At 54.4% G+C, this 20169-nt stretch carries 18 protein-coding genes, 5 tRNA genes and 1 pseudogene; 12 read left to right on the forward strand and 12 right to left on the reverse strand.

Annotated elements, in window-relative coordinates:
- Window positions 1-159: 159 nt before the first annotated feature.
- A complete protein-coding gene (locus HALA3H3_RS13940; protein WP_022522214.1) occupies window positions 160-432 on the reverse strand; it encodes a helix-turn-helix domain-containing protein in 273 nt (90 codons plus the stop codon).
- A 97-nt stretch (window positions 433-529) separates the two neighbouring features.
- Here HALA3H3_RS13940 and HALA3H3_RS13945 point away from each other — a divergent pair, with 97 nt between their 5' ends.
- From HALA3H3_RS13945 to ttcA (HALA3H3_RS13970), 6 genes and pseudogenes are all read left to right on the forward strand, one after another.
- Window positions 530-1141, forward strand: a complete 612-nt coding sequence (locus tag HALA3H3_RS13945) for a hypothetical protein (RefSeq protein ID WP_022522215.1) — start codon at window positions 530-532, stop codon at window positions 1139-1141.
- The gene (locus HALA3H3_RS13950; RefSeq protein ID WP_022522216.1) at window positions 1138-2517 is read left to right on the forward strand and encodes a DEAD/DEAH box helicase; all 1380 of its coding nucleotides are present in this window, start codon (window positions 1138-1140) and stop codon (window positions 2515-2517) included. Before HALA3H3_RS13945 ends, HALA3H3_RS13950 begins: the two co-directional genes overlap by 4 nt.
- Window positions 2518-2941: 424 nt before the next feature.
- Window positions 2942-4483, forward strand: coding sequence for an IS21 family transposase (gene istA / locus HALA3H3_RS13955; RefSeq protein ID WP_022522217.1), 1542 nt, complete (start codon window positions 2942-2944; stop codon window positions 4481-4483).
- Window positions 4484-4497: 14 nt separating this feature from the next.
- Complete coding sequence (gene istB / locus HALA3H3_RS13960; protein ID WP_022522218.1) at window positions 4498-5253, forward strand: IS21-like element helper ATPase IstB; 756 nt, start codon at window positions 4498-4500, stop codon at window positions 5251-5253.
- A gap of 339 nt (window positions 5254-5592) precedes the next feature.
- Window positions 5593-6459 carry a tRNA 2-thiocytidine(32) synthetase TtcA gene (ttcA, locus tag HALA3H3_RS13965; protein WP_022522219.1) on the forward strand — a complete coding sequence of 289 codons (867 nt, stop codon included), beginning with the start codon at window positions 5593-5595 and terminating at the stop codon, window positions 6457-6459.
- Between the two features lie 200 nt (window positions 6460-6659).
- Window positions 6660-7367 (forward strand): annotated as a pseudogene (gene ttcA, locus HALA3H3_RS13970) (tRNA 2-thiocytidine(32) synthetase TtcA); the annotation flags it as partial.
- Here the strand turns inward: ttcA (HALA3H3_RS13970) and fnr are convergent.
- From fnr to ccoN, 11 genes are all read right to left on the reverse strand, one after another.
- The gene (fnr, locus tag HALA3H3_RS13975) at window positions 7360-8106 is read right to left on the reverse strand and encodes a fumarate/nitrate reduction transcriptional regulator Fnr (RefSeq protein ID WP_022522221.1); all 747 of its coding nucleotides are present in this window, start codon (window positions 8104-8106) and stop codon (window positions 7360-7362) included. The pseudogene ttcA (HALA3H3_RS13970) and the gene fnr sit on opposite strands and share 8 nt — an antisense overlap.
- Window positions 8107-8190: 84 nt before the next feature.
- The gene (gene hemN / locus HALA3H3_RS13980) at window positions 8191-9624 is read right to left on the reverse strand and encodes an oxygen-independent coproporphyrinogen III oxidase (protein WP_022522222.1); all 1434 of its coding nucleotides are present in this window, start codon (window positions 9622-9624) and stop codon (window positions 8191-8193) included.
- Between the two features lie 78 nt (window positions 9625-9702).
- Window positions 9703-10395 carry a sulfite exporter TauE/SafE family protein gene (locus tag HALA3H3_RS13985; protein WP_022522223.1) on the reverse strand — a complete coding sequence of 231 codons (693 nt, stop codon included), beginning with the start codon at window positions 10393-10395 and terminating at the stop codon, window positions 9703-9705.
- On the reverse strand, window positions 10392-10637 hold the full coding sequence (ccoS, locus tag HALA3H3_RS13990) for a cbb3-type cytochrome oxidase assembly protein CcoS (RefSeq protein ID WP_022522224.1): 246 nt from the start codon (window positions 10635-10637) through the stop codon (window positions 10392-10394). Before ccoS ends, HALA3H3_RS13985 begins: the two co-directional genes overlap by 4 nt.
- Entirely contained in the window at window positions 10634-13126 is a 2493-nt protein-coding gene (locus HALA3H3_RS13995) for a heavy metal translocating P-type ATPase (protein ID WP_022522225.1), read from the reverse strand. Before HALA3H3_RS13995 ends, ccoS begins: the two co-directional genes overlap by 4 nt.
- Window positions 13123-13656 (reverse strand): FixH family protein, encoded by a 534-nt coding sequence (locus HALA3H3_RS14000; protein WP_009287410.1) that lies wholly within the window; start codon window positions 13654-13656, stop codon window positions 13123-13125. Before HALA3H3_RS14000 ends, HALA3H3_RS13995 begins: the two co-directional genes overlap by 4 nt.
- A 6-nt stretch (window positions 13657-13662) precedes the next feature.
- A complete protein-coding gene (gene ccoG, locus HALA3H3_RS14005) occupies window positions 13663-15099 on the reverse strand; it encodes a cytochrome c oxidase accessory protein CcoG (RefSeq protein ID WP_022522226.1) in 1437 nt (478 codons plus the stop codon).
- Window positions 15100-15320: 221 nt separating this feature from the next.
- Window positions 15321-16250, reverse strand: coding sequence for a cytochrome-c oxidase, cbb3-type subunit III (gene ccoP / locus HALA3H3_RS14010; protein ID WP_009287408.1), 930 nt, complete (start codon window positions 16248-16250; stop codon window positions 15321-15323).
- Window positions 16247-16471, reverse strand: a complete 225-nt coding sequence (locus HALA3H3_RS14015) for a CcoQ/FixQ family Cbb3-type cytochrome c oxidase assembly chaperone (RefSeq protein WP_022522227.1) — start codon at window positions 16469-16471, stop codon at window positions 16247-16249. The genes ccoP and HALA3H3_RS14015 overlap by 4 nt, the downstream gene beginning before the upstream one ends.
- 3 nt (window positions 16472-16474) lie before the next feature.
- Window positions 16475-17083, reverse strand: coding sequence for a cytochrome-c oxidase, cbb3-type subunit II (ccoO, locus tag HALA3H3_RS14020; RefSeq protein ID WP_022522228.1), 609 nt, complete (start codon window positions 17081-17083; stop codon window positions 16475-16477).
- Between the two features lie 19 nt (window positions 17084-17102).
- A complete protein-coding gene (ccoN, locus tag HALA3H3_RS14025) occupies window positions 17103-18527 on the reverse strand; it encodes a cytochrome-c oxidase, cbb3-type subunit I (protein ID WP_022522229.1) in 1425 nt (474 codons plus the stop codon).
- 164 nt (window positions 18528-18691) lie between these two features.
- On the opposite strand from ccoN, the gene HALA3H3_RS14030 reads away from it, so the two are divergent.
- The 6 genes from HALA3H3_RS14030 (at window position 18692) to HALA3H3_RS14055 (ending at window position 20169) form a co-directional block, all read left to right on the forward strand.
- Complete coding sequence (locus HALA3H3_RS14030) at window positions 18692-19438, forward strand: alpha/beta fold hydrolase (protein WP_022522230.1); 747 nt, start codon at window positions 18692-18694, stop codon at window positions 19436-19438.
- Between the two features lie 92 nt (window positions 19439-19530).
- A tRNA-Val gene (locus HALA3H3_RS14035) sits at window positions 19531-19606 on the forward strand.
- Between the two features lie 77 nt (window positions 19607-19683).
- Window positions 19684-19760 (forward strand) — tRNA-Asp (locus HALA3H3_RS14040).
- Between the two features lie 40 nt (window positions 19761-19800).
- A tRNA-Asp gene (locus HALA3H3_RS14045) sits at window positions 19801-19877 on the forward strand.
- Window positions 19878-19943: 66 nt separating this feature from the next.
- A tRNA-Val gene (locus HALA3H3_RS14050) sits at window positions 19944-20019 on the forward strand.
- 73 nt (window positions 20020-20092) lie between these two features.
- Window positions 20093-20169: transfer RNA gene (locus HALA3H3_RS14055), tRNA-Asp, on the forward strand.

Here is a 20169-nt window from a genome sequence, read left to right on the forward strand (position 1 = left end):
CGCCTGCACTTGCTGGCGGCGTTCAGCAACCTGCTGATCAGTGAGAAATACCTATGGGAATAGGGCGATTGCGCTCCTTTCCCGCTCAATGAGCGGGAAAGGAGCAAAAATACACAAAGAAAGGGAGAAGAGTGTCTGAATTTTCGATTTTTTGTCGGCTCAAGTAAGCGTTGATGAATATCGGCAGTTATTCAGACCTTCCTTAGGTAAACGTATAGAAGACATCTTAGGGAGCAAGGTTATCGGCTCGCACTGTAATGTCGCTGCGATCCTATACAGCATCTCAATGGTGATGCTCACTTCTCCACGCTCTATCCTTCCCATGTAGCTACGATCAATGCCTGCTACTAATGCAAAGCGATCCTGAGAGAGGCCATTCGCTCGGCGCTTTTCCCTAATGTTTTTTCCGATAGCGACTGCCAGCTCTTCCATATCTGCCTCATTGGTCATGAGGCAGGACTATCGAGCGTTGCGGCCTATCGAGCCACGGCTTATAATCCGTATTTTCACTCCTTTGATGCCCATACCCATGTCCCGTAACCTCCCGAGCATAGATAGGCGAATCATTGAACTCTTACTGAAACCAGAAAATGTTACATTCTGCGTTCAAAGCCTCCGGGATCAGTACATTGAGCAATACGACATAAATCCAGTGCATAAAGCGCCACTGCGTCGCTTTATTTATGAGCGCGTCAGAAAGTTAATTAAGGCCCAGTTTGTAGAGAAGGATAGTGAGATAAAGAGCCGCGGCCAGAAGTACCATGTAAGCTCTATGTTGATAGAAGCTGATCTTGATACTGATGAAGATGACTTTGTCTCATGGCTACAACGTACTCATCCTCAAACATCGAATGAGTCAGTCACCCATGATGCGAGCCAGTCAAATAGCGAAGAGAATAGGCAAGCAGCAAAGGCGCCTGCCGATAGCTACACTGTATTGGAAAAAAAGTTAAATGAGGCGCAAAGCCGGTTTTTGGAATCTTTAGGGGAAGTGGAGGCCTTCCAGCAGCTTATGAGGGACCATCCGGAGCTTAATAATAGCCTTTCAATTGACTACCGCAGTGCTCACGAGCGTAGCTCACGTCTTTTAGGCCATGTCAGTGCTTTAGAAAAGGCCATAAGCCGCCTCAGTGGCTCATGATTGTATTGCGGAAGTGGCAAGCGGACTGTTTAGACAAGGCCAAAGCACACTATCAGTGCCACCGTGATTATTTCGTTCAGGCAACCCCGGGTAGCGGGAAAACGCGTCTTGCCGCCGAATTGGCCAAGTGGTTGCTTGAAGAACAGCTTATCGACTTCGTTATCTGCTTTGCCCCTACGCGGGAAGTGGTTGCAGGTATGCAGCGCACGTTTTCTGCTGTTTTAGATCAGCGTTTTGGAAACGTCATTGCATCCGCAGGAGCCGCTTATACTTACCAATCCATGGAATACCAACAGGAAGAATTTTGGGATATTTTTAAAAAATTCCGCGTATTAGCTATCTTCGACGAAATTCATCACTGCGCAGGTCATGATCCTCTCCTTAGTAACACATGGGGACAGCAGATTATTCGGAATATCCAGGATCAAGCTACTTATACCCTAGGCTTGTCTGGAACCCCTTGGCGTTCTGATGACCTTCCTATCGCGTTGGCACGGTACTCTGATCCAGAAGGGCAGCTGATCTGTGACTATCGTTATGACCTACAAAGTGCTGTGAACGAGGGCGTTTGCAGAGCCCCACGGATTACGCTGATCGATAACCCTTTAATCAGGCTCGTCGAGGAAAAAGAAAACACTGAGTCTGTTCGAGGGTTTTCATGCTTCTCTCAACTACTCAGTGAGTCACCCGTTAGCTACGAAGACCTGTTGCGCCATGATGACATCCTCAATGCTGTGCTGGATATAGGTATTCATCAGCTGAGTGAAACCCGACATAAGACCCCTCAAGCTGGGGGGCTAGTGGTGGCAACGGATATTGAGCATGCCCACCAAATTGCTGCAATACTGAATGCTAAGCATCAAAGCTATGTCGTGGTCACCAGTAAAACACCTCGGGCTCAGCAACTAATCGACCGGTTTCGGCATGACAACACCTGCTGGATTGTAGCGGTTAGCATGATTTCTGAAGGCACAGATATACAGCGTCTTTCAGTTTGCTGTTACCTCAGTCGCATTCGTACCGAGCTTCACTACAGGCAGGTTCTTGGTCGCATCTTAAGAAAGATGGGCACTGATGACAGAGAGGCGTGGCTTTACGTGATCGCTGAACCTACCCTACGTAAATACTCGCAAAGAATCGCCAATGACCTTCCCGAGGATCAATCCACGCTGCAGGCAAAAAAGCTTAATGATCGTCTAACTAAATCCCACGCTGAGCACGCCGATGGCAATACCGAGGGCGCAAAAGAAAGTGAAGATAATCCCCTTTCCGTAAAAGAGCAGAACGGTAAGCGCGAGCTGCAAGTTACTGAGGCTTCATTACTGACGCTGAGCTTTTCTCAATACTACCGGCAGTATCTATTATCGCTAATGTAGTTTTTTCTTTCCATGGCTACCCCCACCCATCTTCAAGGTTCATAAAGTGTACCTTTTGACACGCTTCTATTATCTTTAAAACTCAATGGGTAATAAGTGTCGTTTGGGGTTATAGCTAAGGTTCAAAAGAAAGCCCCATTTTATGATCCAAAATTGAGAATACAGCTCAATGGCGACGATCGGCTACCTCCGAGTGCGTATTCCGCCCTATCGTGACCGCCCATTCCGTTTGAACGTGACCGTCTGTTCTGGATGATGGTGACCGCGCATTCCGTTTTATCGTGACCGATTTTGGGCAGTTTTCCGGAATCGCCGGTCACGTTGCCGGAATCATCGGTCACGTTCCCCCGGAATCACATCCAACACGCTGGAATTCTTTAACTTTATTCGGCATACCCTTCTTTTTCATCACGAGGAAGTGCGGATGCCGGCTGCGAGGATTTCCATGCGACAGATCGAGGTCTTGCGCCTCAAGCACGAAGTAGGCCTGAGCCACGACCGCATTGCCCGCGCCTGTGGTCTCTCCAAAGGCGTGGTCGGCAAGTACGTCAGCCAGGCCCAGGCGAAGGGCATCACTTGGCCGTTGCCCGAGGATGCTGATGAGGCCTGGCTGGAAGCACGGCTGTTCCCCGTCAAGGCACCGCCCTCACGCTTTGCTGAGCCGGATTACTTCCAGGTTCATCAGGAACTCAAGACCAAGGGCGTTACCCTGCAACTGCTCTGGGCCGAGTACACGGAACGCCACGGCGACAAGGCCTACCGCTACAGCCAATTCTGCCACCACTACCGGCTCTGGCGGGGGCGGCAACGGCGCAGCATGCGCCAGGTTCACCGGGCCGGCGAGAAGGTCTTTATCGATTACTGCGGACCGACCGTGCCGGTGGTGGACCGGAGCACCGGAGAGATGCGTCAGGCCCAGGTCTTTGTCGCCGTGCTTGGCGCCTCCAGCTACACCTTCGCCGAGGCCATCGGGAGCCAGAGCCTGCCGGACTGGATCGCCTCCCACCAACGGATGCTGACGTTCTTCGGCGGGGTGCCGGCACTGCTGGTTCCGGACAACCTCAAGGCAGCGGTCACCAAGGCGGACCGTTACACCCCGAAGATCAACGAGACTTACGCTGAACTGGCTGCTCACTATCAGACGGCGGTGCTGCCCGCGCGTCCCTACAAGCCCAAGGACAAGGCAAAGGCTGAAGCCGCCGTGCTGTTGGTCGAGCGCTGGATCCTGGCCCGGTTACGGCACCAGACGTTCTTCTCTCTGGCCGAGTTGAACGCCGCCATCGCCGCGTTGTTACCAGCGCTGAACCAGCGCCCGTTCCAAGGACGGACAGAGAGTCGTCAAAGCCTGTTCGATGCCCTCGACCGACCGGCACTACGACCACTCCCCGCCACGCCCTACACCTACGCCGAGTGGCGTAAGGCACGGCCGGGTATCGACTATCACATCGAGATCGAGAAGCGGCTATACAGCGTGCCCCACGCCCTGGTGGGGGTGAAGCTGGACGTTCGGGTGACCGACACCTCCGTGGAGGTCATGCACAAAGGGCAGCGAGTGGCGCTACATCCTCGTCATGGTAAGGGCCGCTTCGCCACCCTGACTGAACACATGCCTAAATCGCACCAGGCCCATCAGAACTGGTCACCGGGACGGTTCCTGAACTGGGCCAATGACATCGGCCCCGGCACGCTGGGCGTGGTGCAGAAGCAGCTCAAGGATCGGCCTCATCCGGAACATGGTTACCGCGCCTGCCTGGGACTTCTGAACCTTAGTCGGCGCTACAGTCGTGATCGCCTGGAGCAGGCCTGTGCCCGGGCGCTGGCCATCCACTCCGCCAGTTACCAGAGCATCACCTCGATCCTGAAGCAGGGGCTGGATCAGTTACCGCTGCCGTTGGTCGAGGAGCCACCGGAACTGACCGAGCTGCCGGTTCACACCAACGTTCGCGGCCCCCACTACTACCACTGATCCCGGAGAAACGTATGCTAACGCACAACACCCTCGATACCTTGCGCCACCTCAAGCTGACGGGCATGGGCGATGCCCTGGAACAACAACGCGCCCAACCGGAAACCCACGACCTGGCGTTCGAGGAACGCCTTGCCCTGTTAGTGGATCGGGAGGTGCTGCACCGGGAAAACCGTCGGCTGGACCGGCTGCTCAAGGCCGCCCGCCTGCGCGTGCCGGCGTGCATCGAAGACATCGATTACCGTCATCCCCGGGGACTGGAACGCTCGCGTATGGCGGCCCTGGCGAGCAGCGACTGGATCCGCCAGTCCCTGAACCTGTGCATCACCGGGCCTACCGGTTGCGGCAAGACCTGGCTGGCCTGTGCCCTGGGCAATCAGGCCTGCCGGCAAGGCCTCTCGGTGCGCTACCTGCGAGTGCCGCGCCTGTTCGAGCAGGTGCGCATCGCGCACGGTGATGGTAGCTACGGTCGGCTGATGAACCAGTTGCTGAAGACCAACCTGCTGATCCTGGATGACTGGGGCATGCAGAAGATCACGGCGCAGCAGCGGCAGGACCTGATGGAAGTAATCGAAGACCGACACGGGCGGGGCTCCACCCTCATCGCCAGCCAGTTACCCACGGAGCACTGGCATGACTACATCGGCTCCGCCACGCTGGCAGACGCCATCATGGATCGGCTCCTGCACGGCGCTCACCGACTCAATCTGAAAGGGGAATCACTGAGAAAAACCAACGCACAAAAAACGGAATCGGTTGACCCATCGTGACCGCTCAGCGTACAAAACTCTCTCCAGCGTGAAGGCCGTGTGCAAATCGGTCACGATCACCGGAATGACCGGTCACGTTCGCCGGAATACGCACCGAGTCAGCTCTAGCGAACAAAGCACCCAATCTCAACTTAGCGAGATTGCGAATCGACAAAATGTCGAATGTTGGTCATATGCTCATGCATCTGAAGCTTCTGCTAGCTCAGGAATTTGAAACACTCTATCTCCCATCGAATATCTCAATTCATCTGTCGAAAATTTATGCCATCTGATTTAGAATATTGGTTATGAAGATTTTGATTTGTTATTTATTTATAACTTTTATTTTAATGGTGGTTTATGAAGCCTAAAGAAAAGATGGATTTGAACAAGCTTTATAAAAAAATAAGGGCTAACGCTGGGAGAGCTGTTTGTGATTATTCTATGATTGAAGATGGTGACAAAGTAATGGCTGCCATAAGTGGTGGCAAAGATTCATTTGTTATGCTTGATACTCTGTTGTATTTGAAGAGAGTAGCACCGATTAATTTTGATGTGGTCGCTGTGAATCTCGACCAAAAACAACCCGGTTTTCCGGAGCATGTTCTTCCTGGCTTCTTCAAAAAGAATAATATTGATTATTATATTATAGATAAGGATACATATTCAATTGTTAAAGAGAAAACTCCTGAAGGGAAAACTACTTGTTCACTTTGTTCGAGACTTAGAAGGGGTTCTCTATATGGGTTTGCTGAGGAGATTGGGGCTACAAAAATAGCTCTTGGCCATCACATGGATGACATTGTAGAAACTCTTTTTTTGAATATGTTTTTTAACGGTAAGTTAAAGGCAATGCCTCCTAAGCTGCTAAGTGATGATCGCAGAAATATTGTAATAAGACCGCTTTCTTATTGTCGTGAGAAAGATATTGCTAAGCTGGCATCAATTGTAGAATTTCCAATTATTCCATGTAATCTTTGTGGTTCTCAGGAGAACTTACAAAGACAGAATATAAAAAACATGTTGGCAGGCTGGGAAAAACAAAAAGCGGGTTGTATTGAAAACATATTTAACGGTATCCAGAATGTAAGTCCAAGCCAACTAGCTGACTTAAATCTTTTCGATTTCCACAATCTCGATATCGACAGGTCTAGTAAAGTCATCTCGAACCATACTGGCAGTGTAGATGTTTCTTCGACCAATTTTATAGAAGCAATCAACCTATGATTTTGTAAAGAATACATTGGTGTATCTGGGCTGTCTTTGGTTATATTTTGATCAACTGCATTTGCTTAAAGCTTTTTTTTACAAAAAATGAATTTTTTGTATGGCTTGTGTTTGTTTTCTTTAGAAGAAAGAAAATTAAGTGACTGTATTGTAATGCTTTACTCACTCACTCTTCCTCTTTTAAAAAATTTGGCATATAAGGTAAGGACAGCTACACGATGCTGGAGATTTTGCGCAATTTGCAGCGCAATGCGCCGGTCAATTTTTCGCTGGTAGCGGTCAATCTGGATCAAAAACAGCCGGGTTTTCCCGAGCACGTATTGCCTGCGTATCTGGATAAGCAGGGCGTGGAGTACCACATTGTCGAGCGCGATACTTACTCGGTGGTAAAAGAGAAAACCCCGGAAGGTAAAACCACCTGCGCGCTTTGTTCACGGCTGCGGCGCGGCTCGTTGTATGGCTTTGCCGAAGAGATTGGCGCCAATAAGATAGCCCTGGGCCATCACCGGGAAGATATTCTCGAAACACTGTTTCTCAATATGTTCTTTGGCGGCAACCTGAAAGCGATGCCGCCAAAGCTGCTATCCGATGATGGGAAGAATATCGTTATTCGGCCGTTGGCCTACTGCAAAGAAGCGGATATCGCTGAGTTTTCGCGGCTGATGGAGTTCCCAATCATTCCCTGCAACCTGTGCGGCTCCCAGCCTAATATGCAGCGTCAGGTGGTCAAAGAGATGCTCGCCGAGTGGGACAAAAAGTTTCCTGGCCGCCTGGAGAGCATGTTCAAGGCTGTCACCAACATTGCCCCTTCCCAGTTGGCCGACCGCAGCCTGTTCGATTTTGAAGGCCTTGAGGCCAAGCAAGCAGAGCTACTGGCGGGGCGTATCCAAGCCTTTAACGTCAGCTAACTGTTTGCTCTTCCTCTTCGGCGAGGGTAATCAAGCGCGGCATATCGAGAATGTTGACCTCTCGCCCGGAGACCGCCACCACACTCTGCTGCTGAAAGCGGCTTAGTATGCGGCTGACCGTTTCCACCGCTAAGCCCAGGTAGTTGCCAATATCAGCCCTGGGCATTGAGAGGCGAAAGCTGTAAGGCGAGTAGCCCCGGCGACGAAAACGATCCGAGAGGGTAATCAAAAAACTTGCCAGCCGCTGATCGGCGGTTTTACGCGAAAGTAGCCGCATCATACGCCGGTCATCGCGCAACTCTTTGCTCATGCTGCGATAAAGCTGGCCACGCAGTTCGGGCAGCTCCTCCGAGAGTAAGTCCAGGCGGTCAAAAGGAATCTCGCAGACGGTGGTCGTTTCCAGGGCGATAACGCTACCGGGGTAATGCTCTTCGTCAATGCCATCCAACCCCACCAATTCACTGGGCAGGTAGAAATTGGTCAACTGCTCGCTGCCGTTACCTTCGGCGGTGATCTGTTTCAAACTGCCCGAACGGACTGCGTAAACGCTGGTAAAGGTGTCGCCCTGACGAAACAGCGGTTCGCCTTTTTTCAGCGGCGCGCGACGACGAATAATGGCGTCAAACTGCCCCACGTCGTCCAGCTCAAGGGCAAGTGGCAGGCACAGTGAGCTCAAACTGCAGGTTTGGCAGCGAGCTTCATGGAGTAGCGAGCGCCGACGGCTCATGGGTTCCAACATGCTTTGCTCCTTGAGAGGGTCCCGCTTATCAATTAGAAAATCCTTACTTATTATAGTCGCTTTAGCATGCCTGCAATAAGGTGATTAAACAATCTTAGAATACTGTTGTCCCGTTTGCCCGGAAAGATGGGTATCAAACGCCATTGCTATATGGCGAATCAGCAGTCGACCCATTGGCGTTGCGTTAAGCTGGTCGCCGCTGCGTGCCAGCAGGCCATCTTGCTCGGCGCTTTGCAGGCGCTCAAGCGCAGGCGCAAAGTAGCGTGGGGCATCAATGTTCCAGCGCTGGCTAACGGCGGTCAGGTCAATGCCCATATTGCACATCAGCCGCTCAATCACATCCCGGCGGATCAGGTCGTCATCACTTAAGCGTATGCCACGCACGGTGGCAAGCTGCCCCTGATCCAGCGCCGCTTCGTAGCGGGCCAGATCGCTAGGATTCTGCGCATAGACGTCATCAATACGGGAAATCGCCGATACGCCAAGCCCGATTAAGTCGCACTGAGCATGGCTGGAGTAGCCCTGGAAGTTGCGCTGCAGCGAGCCTTCGCGCTGGGCAATAGCCAGGCTATCGTCAGGGCGGGCAAAGTGATCCATACCGATATGCACATAGCCAGCTGCGGTGAGCATTTCGATGGTGGTGCGCAGAATCGCTAGCTTCTCTTCTCCGCCTGGCAAGTCATCGACATTAATGCGCCGCTGCGGGGCAAAACGCTCGGGCATATGCGCGTAATTAAACACAGAAAGGCGCGCCGGGTTGAGCTCGATCACCTGGCGTAGGGTGTTGGCAAAGCTCTTTTCAGTCTGAAATGGCAAGCCATAAATTAGGTCGAGATTGAGCGAGCGAAAGCCCAGGCGATGCGCCTCCTCCATCAGCGTTTCGGTAAGTACCCGAGGCTGAATACGGTTAATCGCTTTCTGCACCAGCGGGCTTAAATCCTGCACGCCCAGGCTGATGCGATTAAAGCCGAGGGATTCGAGATGGCGCAGCGTAAACACATCCGCTTCGCGAGGATCTATTTCAATTGCGTAATCGCGATCAGCAGACGATGAAAGACCAAAACGTGCATCCAGTCGATCAATCAGGTCGCCCATCTGGTTCAAACTGAGAAATGTCGGCGTGCCGCCGCCCCAATGCAACTGCTCCACCGGTCGTGATGTATCCAAGTGGCGTGCGGTCAGCACCATTTCACGGTCAAGCCGGGCTATATAGGGCTCGGCAAGGGCAGTGTTTTTGGTAGCGATTTTATTACACGCGCAGTAGAAGCAGATCTTGCGGCAGAAGGGCACATGAACGTACAGAGAGAGCGGACGCTTACTGGCATTGCTACGCTCCAATGCCTGGGTCAGGTCGCCAGGGGTAAATTGGTCGTGAAACGACAGCGCCGTGGGGTAGGAGGTGTAGCGTGGGCCGTTGGTGTCGTAGCGACTCAGTAACGCTTCGTCCCACACCGGCTGCATAGGGGCTGCGGCAGCAGCGGGTGCAAGAGGCAAGGCAGCAGGGGTATGAACGGGCATGAAGGGGCGCTCCGACGTTAGGAAATGCCGCTAGCCTAACCCGTGGTTAGGAGGTAAATGTTGAGCCACGTCATGCTATTAGAGGTTGTGTACCGAAAGCGTCCACAGTTGCCACAGTGCAAAAGCGATAATTGTCAGCGCTGCCACGCTGCGGGTCGCGGGGTGACGTATCAAATGGCTGAGCTGGCGGGCAGCCAGGCCAGTGGCAAGCAGCGCAGGTAGGGTGCCAAGCCCAAAGGCGCCCATGAGTAGAGCGCCCTGAAGCGGGTCGGCAATCGCTAAGCTCCAGGCCAACATGGAGTAGACCAACCCGCAGGGGAGCCAGCCCCAGAGCGCTCCCAGGGCGAAGGCTTGGGGAATATGCACTACGGGCATCAAGCGACGCCCCACGGGTTCGATAAAGCGCCATAGTCGCCGGCCAACGGCCTCCACTTTGAGCAGCCCTTTCCACCAGTTGGCGATATACAGTGCCATTAAGATCAGCATCAGTGCGGCAAATACCTGGAGTAGCAGGCGTGCCGTAGCAGAAAGGGAAAACAGCGTGCCTAGCAGTGCCACCAGCGCGCCTGCGCTCATATAGCTAACAATGCGGCCTGTGTTGTAGCTGAGCAGCAGGCCTCCCATGCGCGCCGGATGACGCATGCTGGGGGGGACTGCAAAGGTGAGCGCGCTCATAATGCCGCCACACATACCAATGCAGTGGGCGCCGCCCATCAAGCCAAACACAAACGCCGCCATTAGCGGCGGCAGATCAAGCCCCGTTGGATTCATGGCCGAGGCTCTTGGTCGTCGGGTGTGTCTGCCGCTGATGGTTCGGAAGATTTTTGCTTTGCCTGCTGATGCTGGCGGCGCTGCTCAGGGCTAAGATCGTTTTCATCCTCATCAAATAGAATGCGGTGCGCTGGGCCTTCTAGGTCATCGAACTGATCATTTTTCACCGCCCAGAAAAACGCCCAGACGGCGAGGCCCAGCAAAATCAGGGAAAGCGGGATCAACAGATAAAGAATCGTCATGCGGCCACCGGTGTTGAGGTGTCGAGCGTTGGCGCGGGCTGAGGTCGCCAGCGCGACAGTCGCAGGGCATTACCCACCACTACTAGCGAGCTAAGCGACATTCCAATTGCAGCTAGCCAGGGCGGCACCAGACCCATTGCCGCCAGCGGCAGCGCCGAAAAGTTGTAGCACACTGACCAAATCATGTTCTGGCGCATGATACGCCGGGTGGCGCGGGAAATCTCGATGGCCTCAAAAATCCGCATCAGGCGTGGGCTGAGCAGCACTGCGTCGGCGCGGGTGCGGGCTAGGTCCGTTGCGCCATTCATGGCAATCGCCACATCGGCACCGGCTAACACCGGCACGTCGTTAATGCCGTCACCAATCATCGCCACAGTTTCGCCTGCGGCTTGAAGCTCTTTCATCCGGGCCAGCTTGCCTTCCGGGCTGGTGCCCGCATGCCAGATGGCAATATTGAGCTGATCGGCCAGGCTTTCCACGGCATCTTCGGTGTCACCAGATAGCAGCTCCACGCTTAACCCCAGAGTCTGGAGGGCTTTGATCGTGGCGGCAGCGTCGTCGCGAACGCCATCGTGCAGGCCAAACCAGGCGCGGGGTGCACCGTTTTCACTAAGCAGCAGCCACTGACCTTTGGCCGGCGCCGCTATGACGTCATCCTCGGTGCTATCTATTGTGCTATCCATTGCGCTATCTATTGCAAACCTGGGCTTGCCCAACCGCCAACGAGCGCCGTTTAGGCTCCCTTCGAGCCCTTGCCCGGTGTGGCTGTGAATATCTTTGGCTTGCAGGGTCGCATCCCGGAACGGCCTAAAGGCGCGGGCGATCGGGTGTTCCGAGTGGGCCTCAAGGGCGGCGGCAATGGCCCGTGCATGCTCGGCGGTTAATTCACCAAAGGGCTGGGTTTGGGTAAGGTGCATTTCGCCGCGGGTCAGGGTGCCGGTTTTATCAAAAATCACCCGGGTAACGTTAGAGAGCGTCTCCATGGCATCGGCGCGGGTGATCAAGACACCGCGCTTTCGCAGTTGGCCATGGCCAGCTGCCAGTGCCGCGGGAGTGGCCAGCGCCAGCGCGCAGGGGCAGGTCACCACCAGCACCGAAAGTAGCACCCAGAGCATCCTCGAGGGGTCGATAAACCACCAGGCGATAGTCACGCAGGCTGTGACTACTAGCAGGCGCAGCACGAATAGGTGCGCCATACGCGCAGCCATCTGGGCTAGCCGCGGGCGGCTGGCAAAGGCACGGTCGGTAAGATCGACGATACCCGCTACACGGGCATCGCGCCCTGCGTGGGTAACCCTTATCACCAGCGGGTTTTCCATGTTTTGGCTACCGCCGGTAATGCGGTCGCCCACTCGGCGGGTTACTGGTAGGTATTCGCCGGTCAGCATTGATTCGTCCAGGCTCGATTCACCCTCCTCGATGATGCCATCGGCAGGCACGCCATGGCCGGGCTTGATCAATACGCGATCGCCGGGAGTGAGTTCGCTGGCGGGCAGAATGCGCTCGCTGCCGTCACTTTCCAGCCGTGTGGCCGAAATCGGCAGCACGCCGCTCAGCGCATTGCCGCTATGCCCGCTGCGGCGCCTGGCGCGACTCTCCACGTAGCGGCCAAACAGCAAAAAGAAGGTGAACATGGTCACCGAGTCAAAATAGACCTCGCCCACGTCAAACAGCACCGCATAGCTGCTGGCAAGATACGCCCCGCCGATTGCCAGTGACACCGGCACATCCATGCCCAGTACGCCGGTGCGCAGGTCGCGCAGGGCGTTGCGGAAAAACGGCTGGGCGGAGAAAAACACCACTGGCGTGGCCAGGGCAAAGGAGAGCCAGTGGAACAGTGCGTAGAAGTCTTCGCTGATTTCACCGGGGCCGGAGACATAGATCGGGATCGAGAACATCATCACCTGCATCATGCCGACGGCGGCAATAATCAGCCGACGTACGTTCATGCGCTCTTCATGCTGCAGGCGCGCCTGGGCCTGGTCTGGCTCGTAGGGCTGGGCCTCGTAGCCAATCGCGGCCAGTTCGGCCAGCAGTTGCGAGAGCTTCAGCTGCTGAGGATCCCAGCTCACCCGCAGGCGGTGGTGAGTTAAGTTCACTGCGCTGGTGGCAATTCCCGTTAAGGCATTCAGGCGGTGCTCGATCAGCCAGGCGCAGGCAGCACAGGTAATGCCTTCGATGGCGAGGGTCGCTTTGACGTTGCCCTCATCGCCGTCGGGGTGAACAAACTGTGCCTGAAGTCCGGGGTCGTCAAACACCGACCAGGTATCGGCTTTGGCAGCCTGATGTTCATCAGGGCGTTCGGGCAGTTCGGTGCGGTAGCGGTAGTAGCTTTCAAGGCCCCCATCGACGATGGCATGGGCCACCGCTTCGCAGCCAGGGCAGCAGAGCGGATGGGCATGATCATCAAGGGTAATCGACCAGGGCGCCCCAGCGGGCACCGGGTTACCACAGTGGTAGCAGGGCGCGGCAGTCGTTACGTCGCTCATTCGCTTGCTTTGCGTCCTCCCGGCAGTAGTGTGACGCTGTCTTCATCGGGGAATGTGGCTTCACCGGTAAGGCGCCAATCGGCATTTTCCAGCGCGGGCTGAATCTGCAGATACCAGCGGTAACGCAGGTTGTCAGGGCCTTGTGTGATATAGCGGCCGTCACGGACATGCTCAAGTACGAAGGATTGATCACGATCATCTTCGGTAGGGAAGATAAAATCCAAATAGAGTTTGTCGGGACGCGCATCGCCGCTTAAATCAATCACAATATCGCTGGTAAGCGGATCAAGGCGTAAATCTGCGCTTAGGTTTAACTCTCTGGCACGGTCTTGCTTGGCAAGCACCATATTGATGGCTTTGCCATGCTTGTAATAATCCTCCTGAACAACCATGCCATCGAAGCTTTTAACCGACATAACGGCAAAGGTAATACTAAACATAATGGATGAGAGCAGAATGCCGATTAAAAACCACGGCCAAAACTGCTTATACCAAGGCGTCACCTTATCGCCAGAGGGTAGGGATGACATAGTTGCTTATCTCCTAATATTGCCCAGGAAGCTGGTTTCGCGCTCGATACGAATATCCGCATCCTGTTGAGCCTGCAGCGTGAATACAATGGGGTGGCTGGGTTGCTGTAAATCGTCGGGATCGGCGGTCACGGTGACGGCTTCGAAGCGCGACTCCCCCGCGGGTACGCTAATAGCACTGCTGTCTAGAGTGAGGCTGGGCAATCCAGCAACGCTTAGCTGGTAGGTGTGGTCTTGATCATCCAGGTTGCGAATGGTCAGGCTAAATACATTGCTAATCTGACCGTCGCGGGTCATTTGGTAGAGCTGGGTACGCTCGCGTTCAGCGTCAAAATTGAGCGGCATGCGGTCGTTAATGGCCCAGGCAAAGGCGCCCATCATCAGCACCAGAGCGGCGAAGTAGCCGAGCAGGCGCGGGCGCATGATATGGCTCTTTTTGCCTTCCAGAGCATTTTCGGTGGTGTAGCGCACCAAGCCCCGCGGGTAGCCCATTTTATCCATCACGCTATCGCAGGCATCGATACAGGCGGCGCAGGTAATACACTCGTACTGCAGTCCATCGCGGATATCGATGCCGGTAGGACAGACCTGCACGCAAAGGTCACAATCGATACAGTCGCCATAGCCTGCCTCGCGGGCTTCTAAATGGCTTAGGTTTTTTTTGCGATGACCACGGGGTTCGCCACGTGATTCATCGTAGGAGACGATCAATGTGTCGCGGTCAAACATGACCGATTGGAAACGCGCATAGGGGCACATGTAGATGCACACCTGTTCGCGCAGCCAGCCCGCGTTGAGGTAAGTAAATACCAGGAAAAAACCAACCCAGAAGTAGGACCAGCCGTGAGCTTCAAGGGTGGGGAGCTCTGTCACTAAATCACGAATCGGCGTGAAGTAACCCACAAAGGTAATGCCGGTGGCGAGGGCAATGAGCAGCCAGGCCGTGTGTTTAGCCCCCTTGCGCCAAGCTTTGTCGGCGGTCATCGGTTGGTTATCGAGTTTGATGCGCCGATTGCGCGAGCCCTCGATACGGTGTTCAAGCCAAATGAATAGAAATGTCCAAACGCTTTGCGGACAGGTGTAGCCACACCAGACCCGACCCGCAAAAACGGTAATAAAAAATAGCCCAAAGGCGCAGATAATCAGCAGCCATGACAGCAGGATGAACTCCTGCGGGTAAAACGTGGCGCTAAAAATATGGAATTCACGGTTAGGCAGGTCGAATAGAATTAACGGCCGACCACCAATGTTAATCCACGGTAAAAGAAAAAATGCCAGCATTAACGCCCAGTTGGCACTGCGCCGTAGCTTTTGGAAAACGCCTTTAATTTCGCGCACGTAAATGTGTCGCCGCTTGGCGTACATTTCTTGGGTAACCGTTTCAGAGGGAACGTGATGTCCCACCGGATTCGGCGTGACGTCTTGGCTTGGTATCTTTTCCATGGCGATATTCCCGGCTCAGAAGGCAGGAGAGGTGGCACCTTTCTTCAACTAGACGAAATGCTCAATTAAAGGAAGTGCTTTGTTAAATATGATGCTTAGTCGCGGTCTTATGTGTTTCGTTAATATTGTATCGGGTTGGGTATAAAGAAAGGGTGCGGTTTGGGGCCGCACCCTTGCTTGGCTAGCGTTGCTGACGGTAACTGCTATCTGTCAGCGGTCAATCAGTCCGCTAAGCGCAGGCTATACACATAGGCGGCAACCAGATGAACACGCTCTTCACCAATATAGGCCGCTTGCGCAGGCATATGACCGTTACGGCCGTTACGCAGCGTTTGACGGATAGAGTCACCGACTTCCTGGCCGGGTGCCAAATAAAGCCAAGTGTTATCGGTCAGGTTGGGTGCGCCGAGAGCCGTGTTACCCGTGCCGCTGGGGCCGTGGCAGGCAGCACACACCGCCATAAAGGTGCTTTCGCCCTGTTCAGCCTGCGCCTCGTCATGTTCTTCATTAGACAGCGAAAGTACGTATTGCGTCAGGTTCTCAATATTCTCCTGACCCAGTTGCTGCCAGGAGGGCATTAGGCCGTTACGGCCATTATTGAGAGTGGTCAAAATATTTTCTGGCTCACCACCGTATAGCCAATCGTCGTCGGTCAGGTTGGGAAAGCCATAACCGCCCTGAGCGTTGGAGCCGTGACACACTGCGCAGTTGTTTTGGTAGATACGTTCAGCGACCTGCATCGCCTCCGGATCTTCGGCAAGCTCAGGAATGGGCACCTCCTGATACTGGGCAAAAATCGGCGTGAAGCGCTCTTCGGCTTGAGCCACTTCCTCTTCCCATTGACCCTCTTGCGACCAACCAAAGATACCTGCGTAGTTGCCCAGGCCGGGATAGAGTACCAAATAGACCAGTGCAAAAATTACTGTTATGACGAAAAGCTGGAACCACCACTTTGGCAGCGGGTTGTCATACTCTTCAATGCCATCGGCGGCGTGGCCGGTGGTTTCAACGTTACCGTCCGCGTCAGGTGTTTTATCGGTACGGCGGTTGGCCAGCAGTATCCATACGCTCAGCGCGATCGTGCCCAGCGTAATGATAATGATCCAGGCGCTCCAGAAGCCGGATAGGGAGTCACCCCATAGATTACTCATATATTCTTATCTCCCCTGTCGTCGCGGGAATGCGCTTCGCTGTCGCGTTCACGCGAAGCGTGCTTGTCACTGGTCGGTTGCTCATCGTCGTCTGCAAAGGGCAAATTAGCCGCTTCGTCGAAATCTGGCTTGCGTCGCTTGGAGTACGCCCAGAGGGCAATGCCGATAAACGCGAAAATCAAGATCAGCGTGATGAGGCCGCGAAAAGTTCCCGTATCCATAACTTAGCGAGTGCCCTCGAGCACGGTTCCGAGCTGCTGTAAGTACGCGACCAGGGCGGTGATTTCCTGGGTGCCGCGTACGTCGTCAGTAGCGTTGGCGATATCTTCGTCGGTATAGGGCACGCCCAGTTGACGCAGCGTACGCATCTTTTGGGGAGTGGCATCACCATCGAGGGTGTTTTCAAACAGCCAGGGGTAAGCCGGCATTACCGATTCAGGGACTACATCCCGGGGGTTGTAGAGGTGAGCACGGTGCCAGTCGTCGCTATAGCGGCCGCCAACACGCGCTAGGTCTGGCCCGGTGCGCTTGGAGCCCCATAGGAAGTTGTGCTCATACACCTGCTCGCCCGCCACATTGTAGTGACCATAGCGCTCGGTTTCCGCACGGAACGGGCGCACCATTTGCGAGTGACAGCCCACGCAACCTTCGCGGCGATAGATGTCACGGCCTTCCAGCTCCAGGGCTGACAGCGGCTCCAGGCCTTCAACCGGCTCGGTGGTCTGCTTCTGGAAAAACAGTGGAACCACCTCCGCCAAGCCGCCGAAACTGATCACGACAAGGATCAACACGGCAAGCAGGCCAACGTTCTTTTCGACAATCTCGTGTTTCATTGGTCTCAACTTCCCCGGTTTAAGCAGCTTGTGGCGCTGAATGGCTGATGGCCTCACGACGCTTAACGGTCATGTAAACGTTGAACGCCATGATCAGCATGCCGGTGACCCAGAAGAGGCCGCCGATTAAGCGAACAAAGTAGCCCGGTGCGCTGGCTTCAACGGCTTCAACAAAGGTGTACATCAAGGTGCCGTCAGGGTTGATCGCACGCCACATCAAGCCTTGCAGAATACCGTTAACCCACATGGAGGCGATGTATAGCACGGTTCCGATCGTGGCCAGCCAGAAGTGCACGGCGATCAGGTTGATCGAGTACATTTCAGTGCGACCAAAGACGCGCGGAATCAGGTGATACATCGAGCCGATGGTGATCATCGCTACCCAACCGAGCGCACCAGAGTGAACGTGACCAATGGTCCAGTCAGTGTAGTGCGAAAGCGCGTTGACGGTCTTAATCGCCATCATAGGGCCTTCAAAGGTAGACATGCCGTAGAACGACAGAGCAACCACCAAGAAGCGTAGCGTGGGGTCCGTGCGCAGCTTATGCCAAGCTCCTGACAGGGTCATCATGCCGTTGATCATGCCACCCCAGGAGGGAGCCAGCAGGATGATCGACATAACCATACCCAGCGACTGTGCCCAGTTCGGCAGCGCTGTGTAGTGCAGGTGGTGAGGGCCTGCCCACATGTAGATCATGATCAATGCCCAGAAGTGGACGATTGAAAGACGGTAGGAGTAGATCGGACGCTCAGCCTGCTTCGGCACGAAGTAGTACATCATGCCCAGGAAGCCTGCAGTTAGGAAGAAGCCTACCGCGTTGTGTCCATACCACCACTGCACCATCGCGTCCACTGCTCCGGCATAGATCGAGGTGGAGTACATGGGGGTCACTGGGATGGCCGCGTTGTTGACGATATGCAGCACCGCAACGGTCAAAATAAACGCCGCGAAGAACCAGTTCGCTACATAAATGTGCGACGTGGTGCGTTTTTTGATCGTCATTAGGAACACAATGGCGTAGCTGATCCATACGACCGCGATCAAAATATTGATCGGCCACTCAAGCTCAGCGTACTCCTTGGTCGTGGTGTAGCCCATGGGCAGGGACACTACCGCTGAGATAATGACCGCTTGCCAGCCCCAAAAGGTAAAGGCCGCTAACTTGTCAGAGAAAAGCCGTGTCTGACAGGTACGCTGGACAACGTAGTACGACGTGGCAAAGAGCGCCGAACCGCCAAAGGCGAAAATTACGGCGTTAGTGTGTAACGGACGCAGGCGCCCAAAGCTAGTCCAAGGTAGGCCAAGGTTCAGTTGCGGCCAAACCAGTTGCGAGGCGAGGATGACACCCACTGTCATTCCCACAATGCCCCACACAACGGTCATAATCGCGAACTGCCGAACCACCTTGTAGTTGTAGGTCGGGTGTTCAAATGCTGTGCTCATGTCATGTTCCCATCGAACGCGGTTAGGGGGTAACCCGTGGCATTTTGCACGGGTGCGACCACCCGCTTGATGATGCAGGTCAAGATCCGACCAAGATTCTAGCGCAGCCAGGGCTTAACCTGAACACACCAATTGGTTAAAGACTGAATTATCAGGAGCGATAGGTGTCACATTACGTTTTGTCTGGGTATATCGAGGTGCCTCCCAAGGGGTTAAAAGAGGCGCTTAAGCGCCAGCCAAATGGCGCCTTTCTGGTGCAGGGCATGGGGCCGTTAACTGTTCATGGTCACGCCAAGCTAGGTCGGTTGCTGTTTGCCCATGGCGCAGGGGCTGGTCAGCAGTCACCCTTCATGCGTCAATTTGTCACCTCGCTGGCGGCTCAGGGTGTTCAGGTTTTATGTATTGATTTCCCCTATATGCAGCAGATGCAGGAAACCGGCAAACGTCGACCGCCGCCGCCTATCGCCCAGACCCTTGATCAGTTTGCCCAATGGTATGCGCTACTTGCTGACCTATTTGACGAACCGCTATGGATTGGAGGCAAATCGATGGGCGGCCGAGTGGCGACCCTATTTGCCAGTGAACAGCCATGCAAGGGCACTGCGCCGGGTGTAGTGATAGCAGGTTACCCATTTCATCCTACTAAAGCGCCTGACAAGCTTCGTTTGGATCACTGGCCCAAGATTGCCTGCCCCATGCTGATTTTACAGGGTGAGCGTGATCCTTTCGGTACTCGAGACGAGGTAGCCGGCTATACACTGCCGCCAAACGCGCAGCTTGCTTGGCTGACGGATGGCGACCATGACTTTAAGCCGCGGCGATTTTCTGGCCTGACCCAAACGGTTTTGATTGACGAGGCTACCCAAGTTGCGGCATCCTTCGTCCGCGCTCATGGCACAGGCCTTACGTAAGAGAGTAACGCGCTGGTTTAGAATACGATTTTTAAACGCGGCATGTTGACATTCGGTAAGCCTTCTGTAGAATGCAGCGCCACGTGACCAGCGGGTGGTTAGCTCAGTTGGGAGAGCACCAGCCTTACAAGCTGGGGGTCACTGGTTCGAACCCAGTACCACCCACCATCGTCTACCCTTTGGAAGCGCCTCTGAACCGCTTATAAATGTTAGCTTCGATGGTTGTTTTAAAAGTGCTTTAACGTGGACCGGTAGTTCAGTCGGTTAGAATGCCGGCCTGTCACGCCGGAGGTCGCGAGTTCGAGTCTCGTCCGGTCCGCCATCATCAAATCAACGTCTGCTAATAGTTGTTATCGCAATTCGGACCGGTAGTTCAGTCGGTTAGAATGCCGGCCTGTCACGCCGGAGGTCGCGAGTTCGAGTCTCGTCCGGTCCGCCACGATAACTGCTAAGCTAAGCTGGTAAGAAAAAGTTGGTAAGCACAGCAATTATTTACCAATGGATTGGGTGGTTAGCTCAGTTGGGAGAGCACCAGCCTTACAAGCTGGGGGTCACTGGTTCGAACCCAGTACCACCCACCATCTTAAGCTTTTGAAAGATGGTCTGGAAGTGTGAAAGTAGTACCTAGTACGACCTGTATTTGATGTGCATAACGGACCGGTAGTTCAGTCGGTTAGAATGCCGGCCTGTCACGCCGGAGGTCGCGAGTTCGAGTCTCGTCCGGTCCGCCA

Origin of the sequence: Halomonas sp. A3H3 (assembly GCF_000982975.1) — a bacterium.
Taxonomy (GTDB): Bacteria; Pseudomonadota; Gammaproteobacteria; order Pseudomonadales; family Halomonadaceae; genus Vreelandella; species Vreelandella titanicae.

Coding starts and splice junctions, on each gene's coding strand:
- HALA3H3_RS13995 (WP_022522225.1), bottom strand. CDS start 13,126: ATGAGCGACGTAACGACTGCCGCGCCCTGCTACCACTGTGGTAACCCG.
- HALA3H3_RS13985 (WP_022522223.1), bottom strand. CDS start 10,395: ATGAATCCAACGGGGCTTGATCTGCCGCCGCTAATGGCGGCGTTTGTG.
- HALA3H3_RS14015 (WP_022522227.1), bottom strand. CDS start 16,471: ATGGATACGGGAACTTTTCGCGGCCTCATCACGCTGATCTTGATTTTC.
- HALA3H3_RS14000 (WP_009287410.1), bottom strand. CDS start 13,656: ATGTCATCCCTACCCTCTGGCGATAAGGTGACGCCTTGGTATAAGCAG.
- hemN (WP_022522222.1), bottom strand. CDS start 9,624: ATGCCCGTTCATACCCCTGCTGCCTTGCCTCTTGCACCCGCTGCTGCC.
- istA (WP_022522217.1), top strand. CDS start 2,942: ATGCCGGCTGCGAGGATTTCCATGCGACAGATCGAGGTCTTGCGCCTC.
- HALA3H3_RS13945 (WP_022522215.1), top strand. CDS start 530: ATGTCCCGTAACCTCCCGAGCATAGATAGGCGAATCATTGAACTCTTA.
- ccoN (WP_022522229.1), bottom strand. CDS start 18,527: ATGAGCACAGCATTTGAACACCCGACCTACAACTACAAGGTGGTTCGG.
- istB (WP_022522218.1), top strand. CDS start 4,498: ATGCTAACGCACAACACCCTCGATACCTTGCGCCACCTCAAGCTGACG.
- ttcA (WP_022522219.1), top strand. CDS start 5,593: ATGAAGCCTAAAGAAAAGATGGATTTGAACAAGCTTTATAAAAAAATA.
- HALA3H3_RS13940 (WP_022522214.1), bottom strand. CDS start 432: ATGGAAGAGCTGGCAGTCGCTATCGGAAAAAACATTAGGGAAAAGCGC.
- fnr (WP_022522221.1), bottom strand. CDS start 8,106: ATGTTGGAACCCATGAGCCGTCGGCGCTCGCTACTCCATGAAGCTCGC.
- ccoG (WP_022522226.1), bottom strand. CDS start 15,099: ATGGAAAAGATACCAAGCCAAGACGTCACGCCGAATCCGGTGGGACAT.
- ccoS (WP_022522224.1), bottom strand. CDS start 10,637: ATGACGATTCTTTATCTGTTGATCCCGCTTTCCCTGATTTTGCTGGGC.
- ccoO (WP_022522228.1), bottom strand. CDS start 17,083: ATGAAACACGAGATTGTCGAAAAGAACGTTGGCCTGCTTGCCGTGTTG.
- ccoP (WP_009287408.1), bottom strand. CDS start 16,250: ATGAGTAATCTATGGGGTGACTCCCTATCCGGCTTCTGGAGCGCCTGG.
- HALA3H3_RS13950 (WP_022522216.1), top strand. CDS start 1,138: ATGATTGTATTGCGGAAGTGGCAAGCGGACTGTTTAGACAAGGCCAAA.